Origin of the sequence: Roseomonas indoligenes, assembly GCF_017813365.1 — a bacterium.
Classification (GTDB): domain Bacteria; phylum Pseudomonadota; class Alphaproteobacteria; order Acetobacterales; family Acetobacteraceae; genus Roseomonas; species Roseomonas indoligenes.
Genome location: NZ_JAGIZA010000010.1, coordinates 1 through 18,734, shown reverse-complemented (window position 1 = coordinate 18,734; position 18,734 = coordinate 1). Strand labels below are relative to the sequence as shown.

Here is an 18,734-nt window from a genome sequence, read left to right as displayed (position 1 = left end):
GCTTGCGGGGCACCGGGCCGCCTCCTATCCCCTTACCCTCCCTGCCCGGAAGATCGCCGCCGCCATGATCACCCTCGCCAGCCGCCTGGACGCCGTCGCCCCCTCCGCCTCGGTGGTGATGACCCAGCGCTCGCGGGAACTGGCGGCCTCCGGCAACAAGGTGATTGCCCTCACCCAGGGCCAGCCGGATTTCCCCACCCCACCCCACGCCATCGAGGCGGCGCACCGCGCCGCGCTGGAAGGGCAGACGAAGTACCCGCCTCTCGCCGGCACCGCTCCGATCAAGGAGGCCATTCGCCGCAAGTTCCGGCGGGAGAACGGGCTGGACTACGAGGCGGACGAGATCCTTGTCGGCAATGGTGGAAAGCAGATCCTCTACAACGCCATGATGGCCACGCTGAACCCGGGCGACGAGGTGATCATCCCCCGCCCCTTCTGGATCAGCTACGCCGACATGGCCCGCCTCGGCGGCGCCACCCCCGTGCCCGTGGACTGCCCGCAATCCAACGGCTTCAAGCTGCGGCCCGAGGACCTGGAGGCCGCCATCACCCCCCGCACGCGCTGGGTGGTGCTGAACTTCCCCAACAACCCCACCGGCGCCGCCTGCACACGGGCGGAAATGCGCGCCATCGCCGACGTCATCCTGCGCCATCCCCAGGTGATGGTGCTGAGCGACGACATGTACGAGCACCTGCTCTACGACGGCTTCGAGTTCTGCACGATCGCCCAGGTGGAGCCCGCCCTGCGCGACCGGGTGCTGACGGTGAACGGCGTGTCCAAGACCTACGCGATGACCGGCTGGCGCGTGGGCTACTGCGGCGGCCCCCGCGCCCTGATCAAGGGCATGACGAACATGCAGGGCCAGTCCACCGGCGGCGCCTCCTCCATCGGGCAGGCCGCGGCGGTGGCGGCGCTGGACGGGCCGCAGGATTTCCTGGCGGAACGGGCCGAATCCTTCCGCATCCGCCGCAACCTGGTGGTGGATCTGCTGAACGAGGCGCGGGGCGTTACCTGCCACAAGCCGGAAGGCGCCTTCTACGTCTTCCCCGACATCTCCGGCTGCATCGGCCGCACCACGCCGGGCGGGCGCCGCATCACCACGGACGCCGAGTTCGCCATGGCCCTGCTGGAGGAAGCGCATGTCGGCACCGTCTACGGCGCTGCCTATGGCATGAGCCCGCATGTGCGGATCTCCTACGCCATCAACCCCGACGACCTGCGGGAGGGCTGCGCGCGGGTCCAGGAGTTCTGCCAGAGCTTGCGCTGAGGCGCGGCGCGACGCTTGCTTCCGTAACCCCGGCGGAACCTTCCGCCCGGGGTATGGGGAGAGGCGGGATGGCGAAGCATCGTGCGCGGCGCTGGATGGGGGCGGCCCTGGCCGCGGCAGGCCTGCTCCTGCCCATGGCGGCCGGGGCCCAGGTCTCGCCGGGCCCCATGCTCTCCTCCATCCGGTCCAAGGGCTACCTGGACTGCGGCGCCAATCCCGGCTCCGCCGGCTTCGGCGTGCCGGACAGCCGGGGGGAACACCGTGGCATGGACCCGGATTTCTGCCGCGCCATCGCCGCCGCCGTGCTCGGCGACCCGTCCAGGGTCCGCTTCACGGTGCTGACCAGCCAGTCCCGCATCCCCGCGCTGCAGTCCGGCCAGGTGGACGTGGTGGCCCGCACCTTCACCTGGACCATGGCGCGGGAGACATCCTCCGGCCTGCAATTCGGCCCCATCACCTTCCATGACGGCCAGGGCTTCATCGTCCGTCGCGCCACCGGGATCGAGCGCGCGTCGCAGCTGGAAGGCGCCACGATCTGCGTCTCCGCCGGCTCGACCAACGAGCTGAACCTGGCGGACTGGGCGCGCACCAACCGCATCGCCATCCGCCCCCTGGTCTTCGAGAGCAACGAGGACACCCGCAAGGCCTATGCCTCAGGCCGCTGCGACAGCTATTCCCTGGATGCCAGCCAGCTCGCGGGCTTCCGCACGACCTTCGCGGACCCGAACGAGCACATCATCCTGCCGGACGTCATCAGCAAGGAGCCCCACGCCCCCGCCGTCCGCAAGGGCGACCAGCAATGGTACGACGTGGTGCGCTGGACGATCTACGCGCTGATCCTGGCCGAGGAGCTGGGCGTGACCCAGGCCAATGCGGAGTCGATGCTGGAAAGCCCCAACCCCGACATCCGCCGCCTGCTCGGCGTGACCGGCGATTTCGGCCCCTCCATCGGCCTGGACCGCCGCTGGGCCCTCACTGCCATCCGCGCCGTGGGGAATTACGGCGAGATCTTCGAGCGGCATCTCGGAGAGAGAAGCCCCATCGGCCTGAAGCGCGGGCTGAACGCCCTGTGGAGCCAGGGGGGCCTGCTCTACGCACCGCCGATCCGCTAGCGCATCCCCTTCTTCGCCATCACGCTGCCCGCCGCGCCCGCCAGGGCCGCGACGGTCAGCGCGCCCAGAAGGGCGCCGGCCATGACATGGGTCGCCAGCACCGCACCGGCGTGCAGGCCGAGCACCGCGGGGCGGAACGGGTTGAGCAGCATCACATCCGCCCCCCGGCCATCCGCGCCGCCTTGCCGGCGAGGAGAAGCCCGCCCGCCGCGGCCATGCCGAGCGGGACACCGATGCTCAGCCCTGTCAGCGACAGGGCAAGGGAAGCGAAGATAGGCATGCGCGGCACTCCCTGAACTGCCGCGCATCTGGGGCCGGGGCGGCGTTTGGGAAGGGCCCGCCGCCCCGTGGCTCAGAAGGAGACGGTCATCAGCAGCCGCACGGTCCGCCCGGGCAGCAGCACCTCGTCCTTCTTGAAGGAGGCGACGTTGCGGATGTCGGAGTCCAGCAGGTTCGTGCCGACGAGGGAGAAGTTCGCGCTCCGCAGATCGTCCAGCCGGGCCGTGTAGCCGATCCGGGCGTTCAGCAGCTCGTAGCCCTTGGTCGGCGTCTCGTTCTCGCCGACGCGGTTCTGGTCGAAGGCGTGCAGGTAGTCCACGCTGCCCTGTGCGCTGCCGTCGCGCCAGAACACGCCGCCGCCCAGGCGGTGCGGCGGAATGCGCGGCAGGTTTCCGCCGCCGCCCTCGAACTGCGCCCGCACGAAGTCATACCGGCCAGAGACGCCCACGGTCCCGTCCCAGAGCTGGAACAGGTCCCTCTCCGCCTTCGCCTCCACGCCGTAGAAGCGGGCATCGCGCTGGCCATAGGCGGTCTGGAGGAATTCCCCGCCCGTCCCCGCCGCGCAGGAGCCGAACTCCTCGCCGCAGCTATTGCCGGTGAGGGAGCGGAAGATGAAGTCGTCGAAGTGCGAATAGAAGGCGCTGGTGTCGAAGCGGAAGGAACCGGCGGTGCGGGCCAGGCCCAGCTCCGCCGTCGCCGCCCGCTCCTTCCGCAGGCCGGGATCGCCGATGTCGAACGTGCCGGAGGCATCATGCGCCCCGCGGGAGAAGAGCTCGGCGGCGCTCGGGGCGCGCTGCACGTACTGGCCGGTCACGCGCGCCTGCACCGCCCAGGGCAGGTCGTAGAGCGCGCCGAGGCTGACGCTGAAGGGCGTGTAGCTGCGCCACCGTCCCGTGTTCTCCAGTTCCGCGTCGGGATCGATGGGCAGGTTGTCCCCGGGGAAACTCGCGGTGGAGCCGGTGATGCGCGCGAACTCCGCCCGCCCGGCGGCCTGCAGCCGCACGCGGGGCGTGAGCGTCAGCTCCTCGAACAGATATCCGGCGTAGCGGTTGGTGCGGGCGGGCGGGAGGAATTCCAGGAACTCGCCGATTGTCCGCAGCCGCTCCTGCTCGAAGGAGAACCCGAAAGTGCCGTTCAGCGGGCCGATGCCCGTGCTGATGGGAACGTGCTGCAGTTCCAGCCGGGCGTCCCAGCTGCGGTTGCGGAACCCGCCATGGACCACGCGGCCGCCCGCGGGGTCGATCTCCTCCTCGCCATGGTCGTGGTCATGATCGTGGTCGTGCTCCGCCCCGATCTCCTCGTGGTGATAGGTGGTGAAGCCGAGCCAGCCGCTGATGCGCTGGATGGGGCCGCTGCCTGGGCGATACTCGCCGCGGCTGGACCAGCGGAGCTGCTCCGCGCGGATCGCGGTGCGGGCCTCGGCCTCCTCCCCGCCGGGGATCTCGTAGAGGCTGCGGAAATGGGAGACCGAGGTGCCGATGAAGCCCTGGTCGAAGATGTAGCTAAGGCCGGCGGACTTGCCGTCCGTCCGCACGCCGCTGTTCTCCTGCCGGCGGCCGCCGGGGATGCGGTAGTCGCTGTCGTAGCGGCCGAAGGCGTCGAAATGCGCCACCCAGTTGCCCACGCGGACATCGGTGGTGCCCACCCCATCCCAGCCGCGGGTGCCGCTGTTCCAGCCGCCGGAGACGCGGCCCTGCACGGCCCGGTCCGGCAGGGTGGTGGGGATGCGGTTGTTGATGACGTTCACCACGCCGCCGATCGCCTGCGATCCCCAACGCAGGGAGGCCGGGCCGCGCACCACCTCGATCCGCTCCGCCGAGAGCGGGTCCAGCGGCACGACATGGTCCTCCCCGAGGGTGGAAACGTCGCCGGAGAGGAAGCCGTTCTCCTGCAGCCGGACGCGGACACCCTCCAGGCCGCGGATGATGGGCCGGCTGGCGCCGGGGGCGAAGGTGCTGGCGGTGATCCCCGGCTCCGTGAACAGCACGTCGCCGAGGTTGCGGGCGGGCCCGGCCGTGATCTGCTGCTGATCGAGTGTCGTCACCGGCAGGAAGCTGCCGAGCTGGTCCGTGTCGATCGGGCTGGCCGTGACCGAGACGGATGGGATGGAGACTGGCGCCGTGGCGGTCGAAGGCACGGCTGCCGGTGCCGCCTCCTGCGCCGGCGCCACCTTCCCTGTCCCGATCCAGGCAAGCCCCGCGACGGTGGCCAGGAGTGCTGCGCGGTGTGAGATCGTCATGGAACCCTCTGCATCCCGGCGCCCGCCAGAAGGTCGGCACCGAAGAGAACGTAATGTAATAACGTAACTTTCCGCCCGCCTGCTCATCCCCCGATGGAACGCCGGCCGGTGCTGCCTCCGCCTTCCGAGGCGGCCAGCTACCCCTCGCCGCGCATGGCCGGCACGAGCAGGTCCGTGTTGTGGCGGATCAGGGTCTCATAGGTCGCGGCCGGACCACCCGGCGGGGAGAGGGCATCGGAGTAGAGCCGCCCGCGCACCCGCACCCCCGCCTCCCGCGAGAGGCGCTCAAGCGTCGTGCCCTCGGCCATGTTCTCAAGGAAGACCGCGGTGATGCCCTCGGCCCGAACCTGGCGGATCAGCCGGGCCACGCCGGAGGCCGAGGCCTCGGAATGGGTGCTCATTCCCTGCGGCGCCAGGAAGGTGATGCCGTAGGCGTCGCCGTAGTAGCCGAAGGCATCATGGCTGGTGATCACCCGGCGCCTCGCCTCCGGCACCGTGCCCACCGCCGCCCTCACCTCGGCGTCCAGCGCCGCCAAGCGGGCAGAGAAGGCCTCCGCATTGCGGGCATAGAGCGCGGCATTCCCCGGATCCGCCGCCGCGAGCCCGGCCGCGATGTTGCGGGCGTAGATCCGGCCGTTGCGCGGGTCGCCCCAGGCATGGGGATCGGGCGCGCGGGAAGCCCCGTTCCGCCCGCCATGCGCGTGCCCTCCCGCTCCCGCGGCGCGGGTGGCCGCCCCTTCGGCCGCCGTCGTACCGACGCCCCGGAACCCCGCCGCGCCGACCAGCCGGTTCAGCCAGTCGTCGTAGCCCAGCCCGTTGCGGACCAGCAGCGCGGCGGCGCGCAGTCCTTCGGCGTCGGAAGGCCGGGGCTGGAAATCGTGCGCGTCCCCGTCCGGCCCGACAAGAACGGAAAGGGCGAGCGGCCGCTCCCCTGCCACCTGCCGCACCATGTCGCCGAGGATGGAGAAACTCGCCACGACCGGCAGGGCAGACTGCGCCGCCGCGGTGCGGATGGCGGGAAGTGCCAGGGTGGCGGCGAGGAGCATGCGGCGCTGCATCAGGAACTCACTACGTTATAACATAACGTAGAGCATCCCGATGAAGCCGTCGCAAGGTGGAAAACGGCGCTATTTCCGCCGGAAGATCCGACGAAGCCGCTCCCACCATCCCGCCCCGTCCCTGCGGGCGATGTTGGACTGGGTGGCGTGCGGCCGCCGCGCAGGGGGCGGCAAGGCGCTGGCCACCGTGTGGCGGCCGGAATCCCGCAGCGCGATCAACCGCTGCTCCAGCGCGATCACCCCCGCCACCGCCTCCGGCGGGTGCGATGCGGCCAGCTGCTCCGCCGTGGCGCCCGCATCTTCGAAGTTTTCGGAACGCCGAAGCGCGTCCACCACGCGCACCGTCTGCTCCGTGTCCAGCGGCGGGCCGGCGCGCCACAGCGCCACCGCCTCCCCCCGCCAGGCGCGGGCCAGTTCCGGCTTGCGGGCGTCGTCGGCCGCCCAGGCCGCCTGCAGCGTGGCCTCCGCCGCCGCGTGCAGCGCTCCCGTCTCCTCCAGCACATAGGCATAGGCGAGGAAGCGGCGGCTCAGCGGCGGGTGGGTCGCATCGGCGATCAGAGCGCGGAAGGGCGCGGTGCCCACCGCCTCGATCACCGCGGGATGGGCGCGCGCGATCTCCGGCGCCACGTAGCCGCAATGCGGGCACTGCTGCAGCCAGGCGGCCATGGTGCCCCGCAGCGGCTCGCCCGGGCGCAGGTCGAGGTCCGGCGCCCCCTCCGGCGGCACGGGGCGGAAACGGGACTGCCGGCTCTCCGTGCCGCAGACGGCGCAGCGCACGTCGGCGCTGCGGGACCCACCCGCGCGGGAGGCGGGCTGCGGACCGTTGCGGCCAACGGGAGGGCCAGGGGTGGGGCGGGACATGATCCTCCAAAATAGGCGCTGGAGGGCGCCGCGCGAAGGGCGCGCGCGCGGGAAAACGCCGGGGTTGCACCCGCAACCCCCTGGCAGCCCCGTTGCATCCCGCCCGCGCCATGCGCCAAACAGGGCCCATGCCGCGTGGCGACCTTTTCCCCGACATCGCGCCCTATGAGACGGGCCTTCTCCCCCTTTCCCACTCCGGGGCGGGCGGGCCCGCGCACGTCATGTACTGGGAGCAGGTCGGGAACCCGCGGGGCCAGCCCGTGCTTTTCCTGCACGGCGGCCCGGGCGCCGGGGCGGGCGCCGTCCACCGCCGCTTCTTCGACCCGCTGCACTGGCGCGTGGTGATCTTCGACCAGCGCGGCGCCGGCCGGTCCCGTCCCCTGGGCGAGCTGCGCGACAACTCCACCCCGAAGCTAGTGGAGGATATCGAGACGCTGCGCCGCTTCCTCGGGATCGACCGCTGGCTGCTCTTCGGCGGCTCCTGGGGCTCCACCCTCGCCCTGGCCTATGCCCAGGCGCATCCGGACCGCGTGGCGGGCTGCGTGCTGCGCGGCGTGTTCCTCGGCCGCGCGGACGAGGTGGACTGGTTCCTCTACGGCCTGCGGCGCGTCTTTCCCGATGCCTGGGCCTCCTTCGCGGAGCATGTGCCGCCGGCGGAGCGGGGCGATCTCCTCACCGCCTATCTTCGCCGCCTGACGGACCCGGACCCGGCGGTGCACCTCGCAGCCGCCCGGTCCTGGAGCAACTACGAGGGCCTGTGCAGCACCCTGCTGCCAAGCCCGGAGACGGTCGCATCCTTCGCGCAGGACCGTTCCGCTCTCGGCCTCGCCCGGATCGAGGCGCACTACTTCGCCCACGATCTCTTCCTGCCGCCCGAAGGCCTGCTGGCCCGCATGGACCGCCTTGCCCATGTGCCGGCCGAGATCGTCCAGGGCCGCTACGACATGGTCTGCCCGCCCACTTCCGCCTTCGAGCTCGCGGAGGCCTGGCCCATGGCGCGGCTCACCGTGGTGCCGGATGCCGGGCACTCCGCCCTCGAACCGGGCGTGCGAACCGCGCTGGTCTCCGCTGTGGAGCGGTTCCGGCGGCGGCCGCCGGGGTTCTGAGGCGCGGCTTTCTCCAGGCCCGCAGCCACTGGCCGGATCGCGGGCAAACGGGATTCTCTGTCCGGCCTGAAACGGAAGAGGGGCCGCCGGACGTCTCCGGCGGCCCCTCTCGGACCAAAGGCCCAGGCCTCGCCTGGGCTCCTGAATTAGCTGTGCTGGCCGAAGCCGCCGGTCGCACCGCTCAGCGCCAGGAAATTCTGCTGGGGGTTGGCGGCGGGGCTGGCGAGCGGAGTGCGGCTCTCGGCGGCGGTCCAGCGGCGGGAGGCGGTGGCGCCCTCGGGCACGCGGTCCTGGTCGGCGAAGGCCGGGGCGGCGAGGGAGCCGATCAGCGCGGCGGCGAGGGCGAGGGTGCGGAAGTTCATCATGATGGCATGTCCTGGGTGGATGGGGCGGCGGGGTGCCGCTCTCCCTTGACCAGAAGATGACCCTGGGTGACCGCGAACTCCAACGCAGGTGGTGGATGCCTGCAATCCACGGGACAAATAGAAGTCGGGATCGAGCCCCAACAGGACCGGCATTTCTCAGCCGCCGTTGTCGCGGCCGAATGACCGGCCCGACAGGCTGCCGCCCCGCAGCCGGACAAGCCTGCCTCTAAAGTCTTCGACGCAGGCCCGGTGATCGGGCTAAACGAAATCTACGCCCGTGCCGACGCGTTGCCCGCGCCCGTGTCTCGCAGAACCTGCGCGGTCAAGCCATGTGAAAGACCCAAATTGCACATCCAGGTCGGGTACAAGCTCGTCTTCGAGCTCCCCCAAGTCACGCCCATGATCCTGATGCTGACCATACATCCGAGCCGTATGGACGACATCCTCGTGGCCGAAGCCCCCGTCTTCGATCCGCCCGTGAAGGCGGCCGCGTACCGGGACAATTTCGGCAATGTCGGAACGCGCCTCCTCGCGCCGCCCGGCCAGTTCACCCTCTCCAGCAGCGCCCTGGTCCGCGACACCGGCCTGCCTGACAAGCTGAGCCCCGGCGCGATCCAGCATCGGGTGGAAGACCTGCCGGACGAGGCGGTCGGGTTTCTGCTCGGCAGCCGGTACTGCGAGACGGACCTGATGTCCGCGACGGCCTTCCGGCTTTTCGGCCACCTCGCGCCCGGCTGGGACCGGGTGCAGGCGATCTGCGACTACGTGCACGAGCACATCGCCTTCGATTACCAGGCCGCACGCTCCACCCGCACCGCGTCCGAGGCCTACCATGAGGGGACGGGCGTCTGCCGCGACTACGCGCACCTGGCGATCACCTTCTGCCGCTGCCTGAACATCCCCGCCCGCTACTGCACGGGCTATCTCGGCGACATGGGCACGCCGCCGCCCTGGGGCGTGCCCGACTTTGCCGCCTGGTTCGAAGTCTATCTCGGCGGTGCCTGGCACGTGTTCGATGCCCGCAACAACGTGCCGCGGATCGGCCGGATCCTCCTGGCGCGCGGGCGGGATGCCACGGACGTGGCAATTACCACCACCTTCGGGCCGAACCTGCTCAGCACCTTTGCCGTGCAGACCGACGAGGTTCCCGTCGCCGGCACTCCCTGATCCGATGCGGTCCAGGAGCCTCAGGCTCCTGGTGCCGGACCTTTCAGGCCGTCCGCCGCAGCCAGTCCGACGCCGCCGCGATCGAGCGCCGTGCCGCCGAGACATGGTTCCGCGCGCGGAGGAAGCCGTGCAGCGTGCCGGGAAAGGTCGCGTCCTCCACGGCGACCCCGGCGTCGCGCAGGGCGCGGACCATGTCGCGGTTCTCGTCGCGCAGCACGTCCAGTTCCGCGATGTGCACCAGGCAGGGTGGCAGGCCGCGAAGGTCGGCGCGGATGGGCGCCGCGAAGGGCGAGGCCCGGTCCGCCAGGCGGGGTGCGTAGCAGTCCCAGTAGAAGCGCATCCGCTCCGCTGTCAGCCCGTAGCCGTCGGCGAATTCGGCGTAGCTGGGGGTGGCCATGCGGTCGTCGAAGACGCCGTAGTTCAGCAGCAAACCGCGAAGCGTGAGGGCAGGATCGGTCTGCCGCAGCAGCAGCGCCGCGCCCAACGCCACATTGGCGCCCGCCGAATCCCCGCCCAGCACGATGCGCGAAGCGTCCAGCCCCCACTCCCCACCATGCGCGGCCAGCCAGCGCACCACCGCCGCCATCTCCTCCAGCGCCTGGGGGAAGGCCGCCTCGGGGCTCAGCGCGTAGTCCGGGCCGACCACGGCACAACCGGCGGCTTCGGCGTAGCTGCGCATCAGCGGGTCATGCGTGTCCACGCTGTTCCACACCCAGCCGCCGCCATGCAGGTACACCAGCACCGGCAGAGGGGTGTCCGTGCGGGGGCGGTGCAGGCGGCACAGCACCCGGCGGCCATTCGCCAGCACCCAGCGGTCGACACTCTCGGCCATGCGGGGCTCGGGGCTGAACAGGGTCATGTTCAGCGCGTCGTTCACGGCGCGGGAGGCATCCAGGGGGCGCTCCAGCCGCTGCGGCGGATAGCCCGCCGCACGCTCGGCCATCATCGCCGTGAAGGCGGCCATTTCGGGATCCAGGCGGGGGTCTTGCGGCATGCGGCCAGTTGAGGGCGGTTCCCGGCGCACCTCAAGGGGTACGTCCGGGGCTTTGCCCGGTGCCGGCGGGACGCTAGGGTATCGGGGCGTGTCTCCGTAGCTCAGCAGGATAGAGCACGGGATTCCTAATCCCGGGGCCATGGGTTCGAATCCCGTCGGGGACACCACCCACCTTTCTTTTCCGTTCCGGCGCGACGTCTCACTCGTCCGGCCAGACCGGGAGACGTACCAGCTGGAGCTCGCCGCCACCCTTCCTCCGGGCACGCCACTTCGAGGAGGCGCGCCAGGCGCCAGGCATCGGGACGGCGCTATCCCGTTCCCGCCAGACCCCCCGGGGCGAATGGCCCCATTTCGGATATCTGGCACCTCGACCGATCAACGACGGCAAGCGCCGGCCAGGAATCTCCCCCGCCATGCCCGAAGCGTCCCCAATGCCCCCGGACCTCTCCCCCCTTCAGCGCTTCCGCCCGGGCGACCCGGTGCCCCGGTTCCATGCGGCCACCGACCGCAATCCCCGTTACGCCTTCGACAGCGTCGCCGGGCGCTACGTGGTCCTGGCCTTCCTCGGCTCCGTCCGGGCCCATGCCCAAACGGAAGCGGCCTGGGGCGCGCTGCGGTCCGCCCAGGCGGAGGGCCTGCTGGACGACAACCGCGCCTGTGCCTTCGTCATCACCGCCGACCCGCCCCCGCCGGATGCCGGCAGCACCCTGCCCGGCGCCGTCCGCGACCACTACCCGGGGCTGCGGGTGTTCCGGGACCGGGACCTGGCCGTCAGCGGCCTCTTCGGGGCCTGCGTGCCGGCGGGCGAGGGGCGGGTGAACTATCATGGCTTCGCCCTGCTGCTGGACCCGGCCCTGCGGGTCCTCTCCGCCGCACCCCTGCACCTCATGGCCGGGCTGCTCGACGGCCTGCGCCGCCTTCCCCCGCCGGACCGGCACGCCGGGGAGGAGATGATGGCGCCCGTCCTGACCCTGCCGCGCGTGCTCGACCCTGAATTCTGCCAGGAACTGATCGCCCTCTACGAACGGCACGGCGGCGAGGAGAGCGGCTTCATGCGGGAGGTGGGCGGGCGCACCGTCGGCATGGTGGACGCCTCCCACAAGCGCCGGCGCGACCACGAGATCGTGGAGGAACCCGTGCGCGCCGCCCTGCGCGGCGGGATCCAGCGGCGCCTGCTGCCGGAGATCGAGCGGGCCTTCCAGTTCAAGGCCACCCGGATCGAGCGCTACATCGTCGCCTGCTACGACGCCGCCGATGGCGGCCATTTCCGCGCCCATCGCGACAACACGACGAAGGGCACCGCCCACCGGCGCTTCGCGGTGACGATCAACCTCAACGACGATTTCGAAGGGGGCGAACTCTGGTTCCCGGAATTCGGGAGCCGGCGCTTCCGGGCGCCGATCGGCGGCGCGGTCGTCTTTTCCTGCTCCCTCCTGCATGAGGCGACGCGGGTGACGCGGGGCCGCCGCTACGCGACCCTACCCTTCCTCTACGACGAGGAAGCGGCCCGGATCAGGGCGGAGAACAGGGCCTTCCTTGCCGGGACAGCAGAGGACGGCGGGGGCTGAGAGCCCGCGGCGGCCGGCCGCACCCGCCGCCAGCCCGGATCAACACATCCGGCGGAAGCGCGATCGTGATCCCCGGCCGCCACGCATTCCCGCATCTTCCCGCTGCCCGATCACCGCGGCCCTCCCCCTTTCCGGGCCGGCGGCGCGCCATGGCGCGAACTGGATCGGGTCTGAGCCGGGGAGAGTAGGATTGAGATTGAGAGGACTGCGGGTTCGCCTGGTCTGTGCCGTCGGCCTCGCCGCCATGCTTGTCGCCACCGCGGGCACGGCAGCGGCCCGCCCCGCCCATCACGGGCAGAAGCGCGCGGCCGATCACCATGCGTCAGGTCGCCATGCGGCGGGACATCGTGACACCCACCGCCACGCGGCTCACCGGCCGGCGCGGCACCATTCCCGCAACGCCGCGGCGCAGGCGGGCGCGCCGACGCAGCGCGGGCACGCCTCCATTTACGCCCGCAGCCTCGCCGGGCGGCCCATGGCCGATGGCACCCGCTTTGATCCCGGCGCAAGCGTGGTGGCCAGCCGCACCCTGCCGCTCGGCAGCCATGCCCGCGTGACGAACCTGCGGAACGGGCGGAGCGTCGTCGTGCAGGTGCGCGACCGCGGGCCCAACCGGGGACGCCGGATCATGGACCTCAGCCCCGCCGTTGCCCTGCAGCTTGGCATGGCCGGCGGAACCGCGCCCGTCGCGGTCACGCCCATCCTCGTCGCCTCCCGGGCAGAGGCCGCGACCCCGGGCGGGCGGTAGGGCGTCCGGACAGCCCGCGCGCGGAAAGGCCGCAGGGCCCGGCCTTTTCGCCCGGGGCGATCACGTCTCCTTGGTCAGCGCCGCGGGGCCTTTCCGGCCGGGGATTCGGCGGTTCTAACCTGCAGCAAGCGCCTCGGCGCGCCGGCAGGGAGGAACGGGCCTATTTCGACGACGACAGGGCGCGCCCGCGCCGCGCTGAGCCTCCTTGTCACCACCGTGCTTCTGCCCCTGGCCGTGCTGGGGCTCGGCTACTGGGAGGCGGTGCGCGCCGAGGCGGATGGCGCGGCCGTCGAGCTGGATCGCGCCCGCGCCGCCAAGGCCGTCTCGGTGCTGGAATCGCGCCCTGCCCCGGCCAATGGCCGCCTGGACATGGGCATGCAGTTCCGCCGCAACGGCCAGACCTATGTCGGCCCCCTGGCGCTGGACCAGGCACGGGACGCGCTGGGCGATGCGGAGCGGGCCGTCACCCTCTCCCGCATCCGCGCCTATCTGCCGCCCGTGGTGATGCTTTCCGGCGGCCTCGCCGCCGCCCTCTCCGTCATCGTTCTCCTGGCTGCGACGCTGCTGGGCCGGGCCGGCCGGGCCTCGCGGGAAGCCCTTCTACGCGGCTTCTCCGTGATCCGCCGCGCCCTGCCCGGGGTGCTCGGCGCGCAGGTGGTGCTCGTCGCCCTCGCCGTCGTCGCGTTCACCGGCTTCGAGGCGCTGGGCATCCTGGAAGCCGGCAACCTCTCCTCCGGGGAAGCGAAGCTGCTGGGCATCCTTGCCCTCGTCGTCGGGGCCAGCCTCTGGGTGGCGGGCAAGGCCGTGATGCAACTGCGCCGGGCGCTGGACCTCTTCACCCCCGATCCCCTGCCGATCCTCGGCCGCCCCGTCACGCCTGAAGAAGCGCCGGGCCTCTGGCGCCTGCTGGACGACCTCGCCGGCCGGCTGGGCGCCTTGCGGCCGGACAACGTGGTGGTTGGCCTCACCGGCGGCTTCTTCGTCAGCTCCGGCCCGAAGCTGCTGGAACCCTCCAATGCGGCGCTGGGCGGCCGCACCCTCTACCTGCCTCTGCCCTACCTCCCCCTGCTGCGGGAGGATGAGGTGGCCACCATCATCGGGCATGAACTCGCCCATTTCTCCGGCGGCGACACGGAGTACAGCCTGCGCTTCGTGCCGATCTATGCCGGCGTCTCCCGCTCCCTGGATGCCGTGGTGGCCGCCGGGGCGGACGTGAACGGCTCCGTCTCGCCCCTGATCCGGCCGGCGCTGCGGCTGGGCGTCTTCGTCATGGACCAATTCCATCACGCGGTCCGCTACTGGAGCCGGCTGCGCGAGTTCGCGGCCGACGCGGCGGGGGCGGGCGTCACCTCGCCCGACGCCGCGGCCCGCGCCCTGCTGCGCACCTCGGCGGTCCATCCGAGGATCGAGGCCGTGCTGGACGCCGCCGCGGAGGCGCCCGCCCATGCCCCGCTCGATCTGGTCGACGCCACCTTCCGCCTCGCGGCCGAGAGGGGTCTGGACGACTCCGCCAAGTACCTCGAGGAGGAGCAGCCCCACCCCACCGATACCCACCCACCCACGCGCCAGCGCATCGCCGCGCTGGGCCGGGAGCCGGATGCCGCCCTGCTGGCCGAGGCCTCGGCGGCTCCTCCGCCCGAGGCGATGGACCGCCTCGGCGCCCTTTTCGCGGCGCCGGAAGCCCTCTGCCGCGCGGCGACGGAGGACTTCCTCGCGGCGGTCCACAGCAACCTCCGCGCCCGGCAGGACGCGCTGAAGGAGGCGGCGGCGGGCGTGGCACCGGAGGCCGCGGTGCTGGGCGAGAACACCCGGGGCGGCGGCATCTTCCTCCTCTGCTTCGGCGCCATCCTCCTTGCCGCAATCCTTTTCGTGATGGCGGTGGAGGTGCCGGGCTTCGGCACCCAGGAGAAGGGAATCATCTGCGGCTCGGCGGGCGTCCTGGCCCTCGGCTTCGGCATTGCCGGATACCTCATGCTGCGCCGGCACGACCGCCCCTTCCTCGTCCTGCGGCCGGAGACGATGGAGATCCCCGGCCTGGACCGCCCAATCGCCTGGGCCGACATCGCGGACCTGGACATGACGCTGGACCGCGGCGCCATCGTGACCCGGATCCTCCTGCCGCCGGAGGCGCCCTTCCCCGCCCGCCTCCCCGGCGCCGGCCGCCGCGTGAAGCTGGACGTGAAGCAGCGCATCGTCACCCTCCGCTCCGGCCTGCCGCGCGGCCTGAAGGCGCAGGGGCTGGCCGAGCTGATCGGCCGCTACCGGCAGGCGGACCTTGCCCGCCGCCTTCTCGCCGAGGAGACGGCAGGGCGAAACGAGACGGCACGTGTAACCGGCGTGTGACTTTCCACCCTCCACGCCCCGTTTAGGATCGCCCCATGCAGACTCAGACCGAACCCCCGCGCCAGCTCACCCTGCCACCCGCCACTGGCGGCTGGCGGGAGACCTTCTTCTCCCTCCTGGGGACGGTGATGTTCGGCGCGATGCTCGTCGCGCTCTCCATTTACACCGTGCCGAACCTCGTCACGGACTGGCAGGTGCGCAGCACCGCGGAGCCGGTGGCCGACGGGCGCGTGACGGAAGGCTCCTGCAGCTCTCGCCTGATGCTCAATATCTGCGACGCCACCCTCTCCATCATGACGAAGTCGGGCCGCGTCTCCCGCGACGTGAACTACATCTTCGCCGACGTGCATTCCGGCAACTACACCGTCACCGTCCTGTCCGATCCCGCGCGCCCGGAGCTGGCGACGACGGACATGGCGCTGAACATGCTGTGGAACCGCACCATCACCCTGCTGATCGGCGGCGGGATCCTGCTGGCGCTCACGGTGACGCCGATCATCGCCCTGTTCCGCAAGATGCGCGCGCGGCGTGAGGCGGCGGCCTGACGCGCCGCGCCTGACACCCGGCCGGCGATCGCCGGCCGTTGACCCCCATGGCCACGCATGGCACGCCCGGTGCCATGCCCCAGCTCCAGGCCGCCCAGATCCCGGTCACGCCCTTCCAGCAGAACTGCGCCCTGATCTGGGATGCGGAGACGGGGCGCGGGACGGTGATCGACCCCGGCGGCGACGTGCCGCAGATCCTCGCCGCGCTGGACAAGGCCGGGTTCACGGTGGACCGCATCCTTCTCACCCACGGCCATCTGGACCATGCCGGCGGCGCCGCCGCGCTGAAGCGGGAGCTCCAGGCGCGGCAGGGCACGGCCGTGCCGATCGAGGGCCCGGACAGCCGCGACGCCTTCCTGCTGGAGGGCCTGGCCGAGCAGGGCACCCGCTTGGGGATCGAAGGGCTGGAGAACGTGACTCCCGACCGCTGGCTCGCGGAGGGCGAGACGATCTCCATCGCCGGGCAGGATTTTGCCGTCCTGCACTGCCCCGGCCACACGCCGGGCCACCTGGCCTTCGTCTCCGCCGATCTCGGCTTCGCGGTGGTGGGGGACGTGCTGTTCCGCGGCTCGGTCGGCCGCACGGACTTCCCCTATGGCGACGGTGCCGCGCTGATCGCCGCGATCAGGGACAAGCTGCTGCCGCTCGGCGACGGGATCCGCTTCTTCTGCGGCCACGGCCCCGGCTCGAGCTTTGGCGAGGAGCGCCGGTCCAACCCCTTCCTCAATGACCGGGCCTGACAGATGAGCGACGTGACCGACAACACCGCCCGCCACCGCTTCGAGCTGGAGGTGGGCACGAGCGAACCCGCCCTCATCGCCTATCGGCGGGACGGCGGCCGCATCACCCTCGTCCATACCATCGTGCCTGAGGAGGCCTCCGGCCATGGCGCGGGGTCGCGGCTCGTGCGCGGGGCCCTGGCCATGATCCGGTCGCAGGGCCTGCGCGTGGTGCCCGAGTGCTCTTTCGTCGCCGCCTATATCGAGCGGCATCCCGAGGAGCGCGACCTGCTGGCCTGAACCGGCGTTGTGGGGGAACCACCACCCGGTTCGAGGCCCCATCATGCAGGACATCACGCCCGAGGCGCAGGAACGCGTGCAGGAGATCGCCGCCCGGCACGGCGTGAGCCCCGACGCCGCCATGACCCTCCTGCGCGCCCTTTCCGCCGGCGGCGGCACCATGGCTCAGTTCAGCCACCCCGAGCTGGGCGGCATGGGCCAGTGGTCCCGCGGCGGGATGATCATGGTGGGCGACATGTTCAACACCGCCCTGAAGGCGCGCGTGGACGCGCTCTGCACGGAGCTATCAGCGCTCTTCGGCGGCAACGGCCCGTGGCAGGCGGGCAGCACGCCCGCTGCATCCTCCTGGTGGCCCGCCGAACTCGGCAGCCCGGCCTGGAGCGGGGCGCAGAACGACATGCGCTACGCCTATTTTCCCGCCTCCAACCGGCTGGCCGTGTCGGCGGGCGGGCAGGTCGCCCTGTACGACACGGCGGAGCATCGGATCGGCGGCGTGTCGCAGCAACAGGGCGGCAGCCAGGTCCTCACCCTTTCGTCGGACCGCGGCCCCGTGCGCCTGGAGGACCTTCGCCGGCTGCAAGCCTCGGAAGGTGCCGCCTCGGCGCCTCCTGCCCCGGCGCCCAGCGCCCCGCCCCATTCGCCCGCGCCCTCCGAAACCAGCGACCCGCTCACCTTGATTGAGCGGCTGGCCGATCTGCGCGGGAAGGGCGTCCTCTCGGACGAGGAATTCACTGCCAAAAAGGCCGAGTTGCTGCGCCGCCTGTAAATCCTGCAACAGAAGGGGAAGGGCCGCGTTGCACCGCACGCGATCCTTTCCCGGGGGCCCGGCGCATGCGGCTGTTCAAGTGCCAGAACTGCGAACAACTCCTCTACTTCGAGAACACGCACTGCGAACGGTGCAAGTACCGCCTTGGCTACCTGCCGGACGGTGCCATCCTCTCCGCGCTGGAGCCGGAGGGCGACAACTGGAAGCCCCTTGCCGCGCCGGAGACGCAGCGCCGCTTCTGCGCGAACGCGGAATTCGACGTCTGCAACTGGACCATCCCCGCGGACTCGCCGGACAGCTACTGCGCGGCCTGCCGCCACAACCATCTCATCCCCGATACCTCGGTGCCGGAGAACATGCAGGCCTGGCGCCTGCTGGAACTGGCGAAGCACCGCCTGTTCTACAGCCTCGTCCGCTTCTGCCTGCCCATGCCCACGCGCAACGAGGACCCGGAGGGACTGGCTTTCGACTTCCTGGCGGATTCCGCCGACCCCAGCGGCCCGAAGGTCATGACCGGCCATGACAACGGCCTGATCACCATCGCGCTGAAGGAGGCGGACGACGCCGAGCGCGAGCGGATGCGCAAGAACATGGGCGAGCCCTACCGCACCCTGGTGGGCCATTTTCGCCACGAGGTCGGCCACTACTTCTGGGACAGGCTGGTGCGCGACGGCGGCCAGCTGGAAGCCTGCCGCGCGGTCTTCGGCGACGACAGCCAGAGCTACGAGGCCGCGCTCCAGCGCCACTACAACGAAGGCCCGCCGCCCGACTGGCAGGATCACTATGTCAGCGCCTATGCCACCACCCATCCCTGGGAGGACTTCGCGGAGACTTGGGCGCACTACCTGCACATCGTGGACACGCTGGGAACCGCTGCCGCCTTCGGCCTCACCGTCAATCCGCGCATCGACAGCTCCGGCGACCTGCACGCCGTGATCGACTTCGATCCCTACAAGGAAGGGGACTTCCAGCGGATCATCCAGGACTGGCTACCGCTCGCCTTCGCGGTGAACAGCATGAACCGCTCCATGGGCCAGCCGGACCTCTACCCCTTCGTGCTGTCGCCGGCCGTGATCCAGAAGATGGAGTTCATCCACAACCTGGTCCGGAACAGTGGCGTGCCGGCCATGGCGGCATCCCAGGAGGCCCCGCCCCCTGAACCACCGCCAGGAGGCTAGAGCATTTCCGGCTTGCACAGACTCGCGGGTTCTGATTCGACGCTGTTGTTGAGCAGCGAGGCTGGAGATGACGGCACCTCTGTCGCAGGACCTGCGCAAGCGCCTGGTCCGGGCTGTTG

General features: G+C 71.3%; 19 protein-coding genes and 1 tRNA gene. 13 read left to right on the top strand and 7 right to left on the bottom strand.

The genetic code is table 11. The features are described 5' to 3' along the window. Positions 1-64 precede the first annotated feature (64 nt). Together J5Y10_RS16230 and J5Y10_RS16225 are read left to right on the top strand one after the other, a co-directional pair. Positions 65-1,267 (top strand): pyridoxal phosphate-dependent aminotransferase, encoded by a 1,203-nt coding sequence (locus J5Y10_RS16230; protein WP_209375090.1) that lies wholly within the window; start codon positions 65-67, stop codon positions 1,265-1,267. A 68-nt stretch (positions 1,268-1,335) separates the two neighbouring features. Next, positions 1,336-2,379, top strand: a complete 1,044-nt coding sequence (locus J5Y10_RS16225) for an amino acid ABC transporter substrate-binding protein (protein WP_245214791.1) — start codon at positions 1,336-1,338, stop codon at positions 2,377-2,379. Here J5Y10_RS16225 and J5Y10_RS16220 read toward each other — a convergent pair. The 5 genes from J5Y10_RS16220 to J5Y10_RS16205 form a co-directional block, all read right to left on the bottom strand. After that, on the bottom strand, positions 2,376-2,531 hold the full coding sequence (locus J5Y10_RS16220) for a hypothetical protein (protein ID WP_209375089.1): 156 nt from the start codon (positions 2,529-2,531) through the stop codon (positions 2,376-2,378). The genes J5Y10_RS16225 and J5Y10_RS16220 overlap by 4 nt on opposite strands. After that, complete coding sequence (locus J5Y10_RS28495; RefSeq protein WP_280855261.1) at positions 2,531-2,659, bottom strand: hypothetical protein; 129 nt, start codon at positions 2,657-2,659, stop codon at positions 2,531-2,533. Before J5Y10_RS28495 ends, J5Y10_RS16220 begins: the two co-directional genes overlap by 1 nt. A gap of 72 nt (positions 2,660-2,731) precedes the next feature. Further along, positions 2,732-4,897, bottom strand: coding sequence for a TonB-dependent receptor (locus J5Y10_RS16215; protein ID WP_209375088.1), 2,166 nt, complete (start codon positions 4,895-4,897; stop codon positions 2,732-2,734). Between the two features lie 137 nt (positions 4,898-5,034). Further along, positions 5,035-5,955 carry a metal ABC transporter solute-binding protein, Zn/Mn family gene (locus J5Y10_RS16210; RefSeq protein ID WP_209375087.1) on the bottom strand — a complete coding sequence of 307 codons (921 nt, stop codon included), beginning with the start codon at positions 5,953-5,955 and terminating at the stop codon, positions 5,035-5,037. A 69-nt stretch (positions 5,956-6,024) separates the two neighbouring features. Continuing rightward, on the bottom strand, positions 6,025-6,816 hold the full coding sequence (locus J5Y10_RS16205; protein WP_209375086.1) for a hypothetical protein: 792 nt from the start codon (positions 6,814-6,816) through the stop codon (positions 6,025-6,027). Positions 6,817-6,944: 128 nt separating this feature from the next. On the opposite strand from J5Y10_RS16205, the gene pip reads away from it, so the two are divergent. Beyond that, positions 6,945-7,922 carry a prolyl aminopeptidase gene (gene pip, locus J5Y10_RS16200; RefSeq protein WP_209375085.1) on the top strand — a complete coding sequence of 326 codons (978 nt, stop codon included), beginning with the start codon at positions 6,945-6,947 and terminating at the stop codon, positions 7,920-7,922. Between the two features lie 146 nt (positions 7,923-8,068). Here pip and J5Y10_RS16195 read toward each other — a convergent pair whose 3' ends face one another. Then, positions 8,069-8,287: a hypothetical protein gene (locus J5Y10_RS16195; RefSeq protein ID WP_209375084.1), complete on the bottom strand. Its 219-nt coding sequence runs from the start codon at positions 8,285-8,287 to the stop codon at positions 8,069-8,071. A gap of 408 nt (positions 8,288-8,695) precedes the next feature. Between J5Y10_RS16195 and J5Y10_RS16190 the strand changes: the two genes are divergently transcribed. Then, positions 8,696-9,454 (top strand): transglutaminase-like domain-containing protein, encoded by a 759-nt coding sequence (locus J5Y10_RS16190; protein WP_342452941.1) that lies wholly within the window; start codon positions 8,696-8,698, stop codon positions 9,452-9,454. A gap of 43 nt (positions 9,455-9,497) precedes the next feature. On the opposite strand, the gene J5Y10_RS16185 is transcribed toward J5Y10_RS16190, so the two are convergent. After that, positions 9,498-10,418, bottom strand: coding sequence for an alpha/beta hydrolase (locus tag J5Y10_RS16185; RefSeq protein ID WP_245214789.1), 921 nt, complete (start codon positions 10,416-10,418; stop codon positions 9,498-9,500). A gap of 120 nt (positions 10,419-10,538) precedes the next feature. On the opposite strand from J5Y10_RS16185, the gene J5Y10_RS16180 reads away from it, so the two are divergent. From J5Y10_RS16180 to J5Y10_RS16140, 9 genes are all read left to right on the top strand, one after another. Beyond that, a tRNA-Arg gene (locus tag J5Y10_RS16180) sits at positions 10,539-10,615 on the top strand. Between the two features lie 246 nt (positions 10,616-10,861). Further along, positions 10,862-12,016: a 2OG-Fe(II) oxygenase gene (locus tag J5Y10_RS16175; RefSeq protein WP_209375081.1), complete on the top strand. Its 1,155-nt coding sequence runs from the start codon at positions 10,862-10,864 to the stop codon at positions 12,014-12,016. Between the two features lie 196 nt (positions 12,017-12,212). Next, positions 12,213-12,764, top strand: a complete 552-nt coding sequence (locus J5Y10_RS16170; protein ID WP_209375080.1) for a septal ring lytic transglycosylase RlpA family protein — start codon at positions 12,213-12,215, stop codon at positions 12,762-12,764. Positions 12,765-12,980: 216 nt separating this feature from the next. Next, entirely contained in the window at positions 12,981-15,107 is a 2,127-nt protein-coding gene (locus tag J5Y10_RS16165) for a M48 family metalloprotease (protein WP_209375079.1), read from the top strand. 35 nt (positions 15,108-15,142) lie between these two features. After that, positions 15,143-15,652 (top strand): hypothetical protein, encoded by a 510-nt coding sequence (locus J5Y10_RS16160; protein ID WP_209375078.1) that lies wholly within the window; start codon positions 15,143-15,145, stop codon positions 15,650-15,652. 47 nt (positions 15,653-15,699) lie between these two features. Next, positions 15,700-16,392 carry an MBL fold metallo-hydrolase gene (locus J5Y10_RS16155; RefSeq protein WP_280855335.1) on the top strand — a complete coding sequence of 231 codons (693 nt, stop codon included), beginning with the start codon at positions 15,700-15,702 and terminating at the stop codon, positions 16,390-16,392. A gap of 3 nt (positions 16,393-16,395) precedes the next feature. Next, complete coding sequence (locus J5Y10_RS16150) at positions 16,396-16,671, top strand: GNAT family N-acetyltransferase (RefSeq protein ID WP_209375077.1); 276 nt, start codon at positions 16,396-16,398, stop codon at positions 16,669-16,671. A gap of 43 nt (positions 16,672-16,714) precedes the next feature. Then, positions 16,715-17,437 (top strand): SHOCT domain-containing protein, encoded by a 723-nt coding sequence (locus J5Y10_RS16145; protein WP_209375076.1) that lies wholly within the window; start codon positions 16,715-16,717, stop codon positions 17,435-17,437. A 65-nt stretch (positions 17,438-17,502) separates the two neighbouring features. Further along, on the top strand, positions 17,503-18,615 hold the full coding sequence (locus tag J5Y10_RS16140; RefSeq protein WP_209375075.1) for a zinc-binding metallopeptidase family protein: 1,113 nt from the start codon (positions 17,503-17,505) through the stop codon (positions 18,613-18,615). The last annotated feature ends 119 nt before the right edge of the window (positions 18,616-18,734 follow it).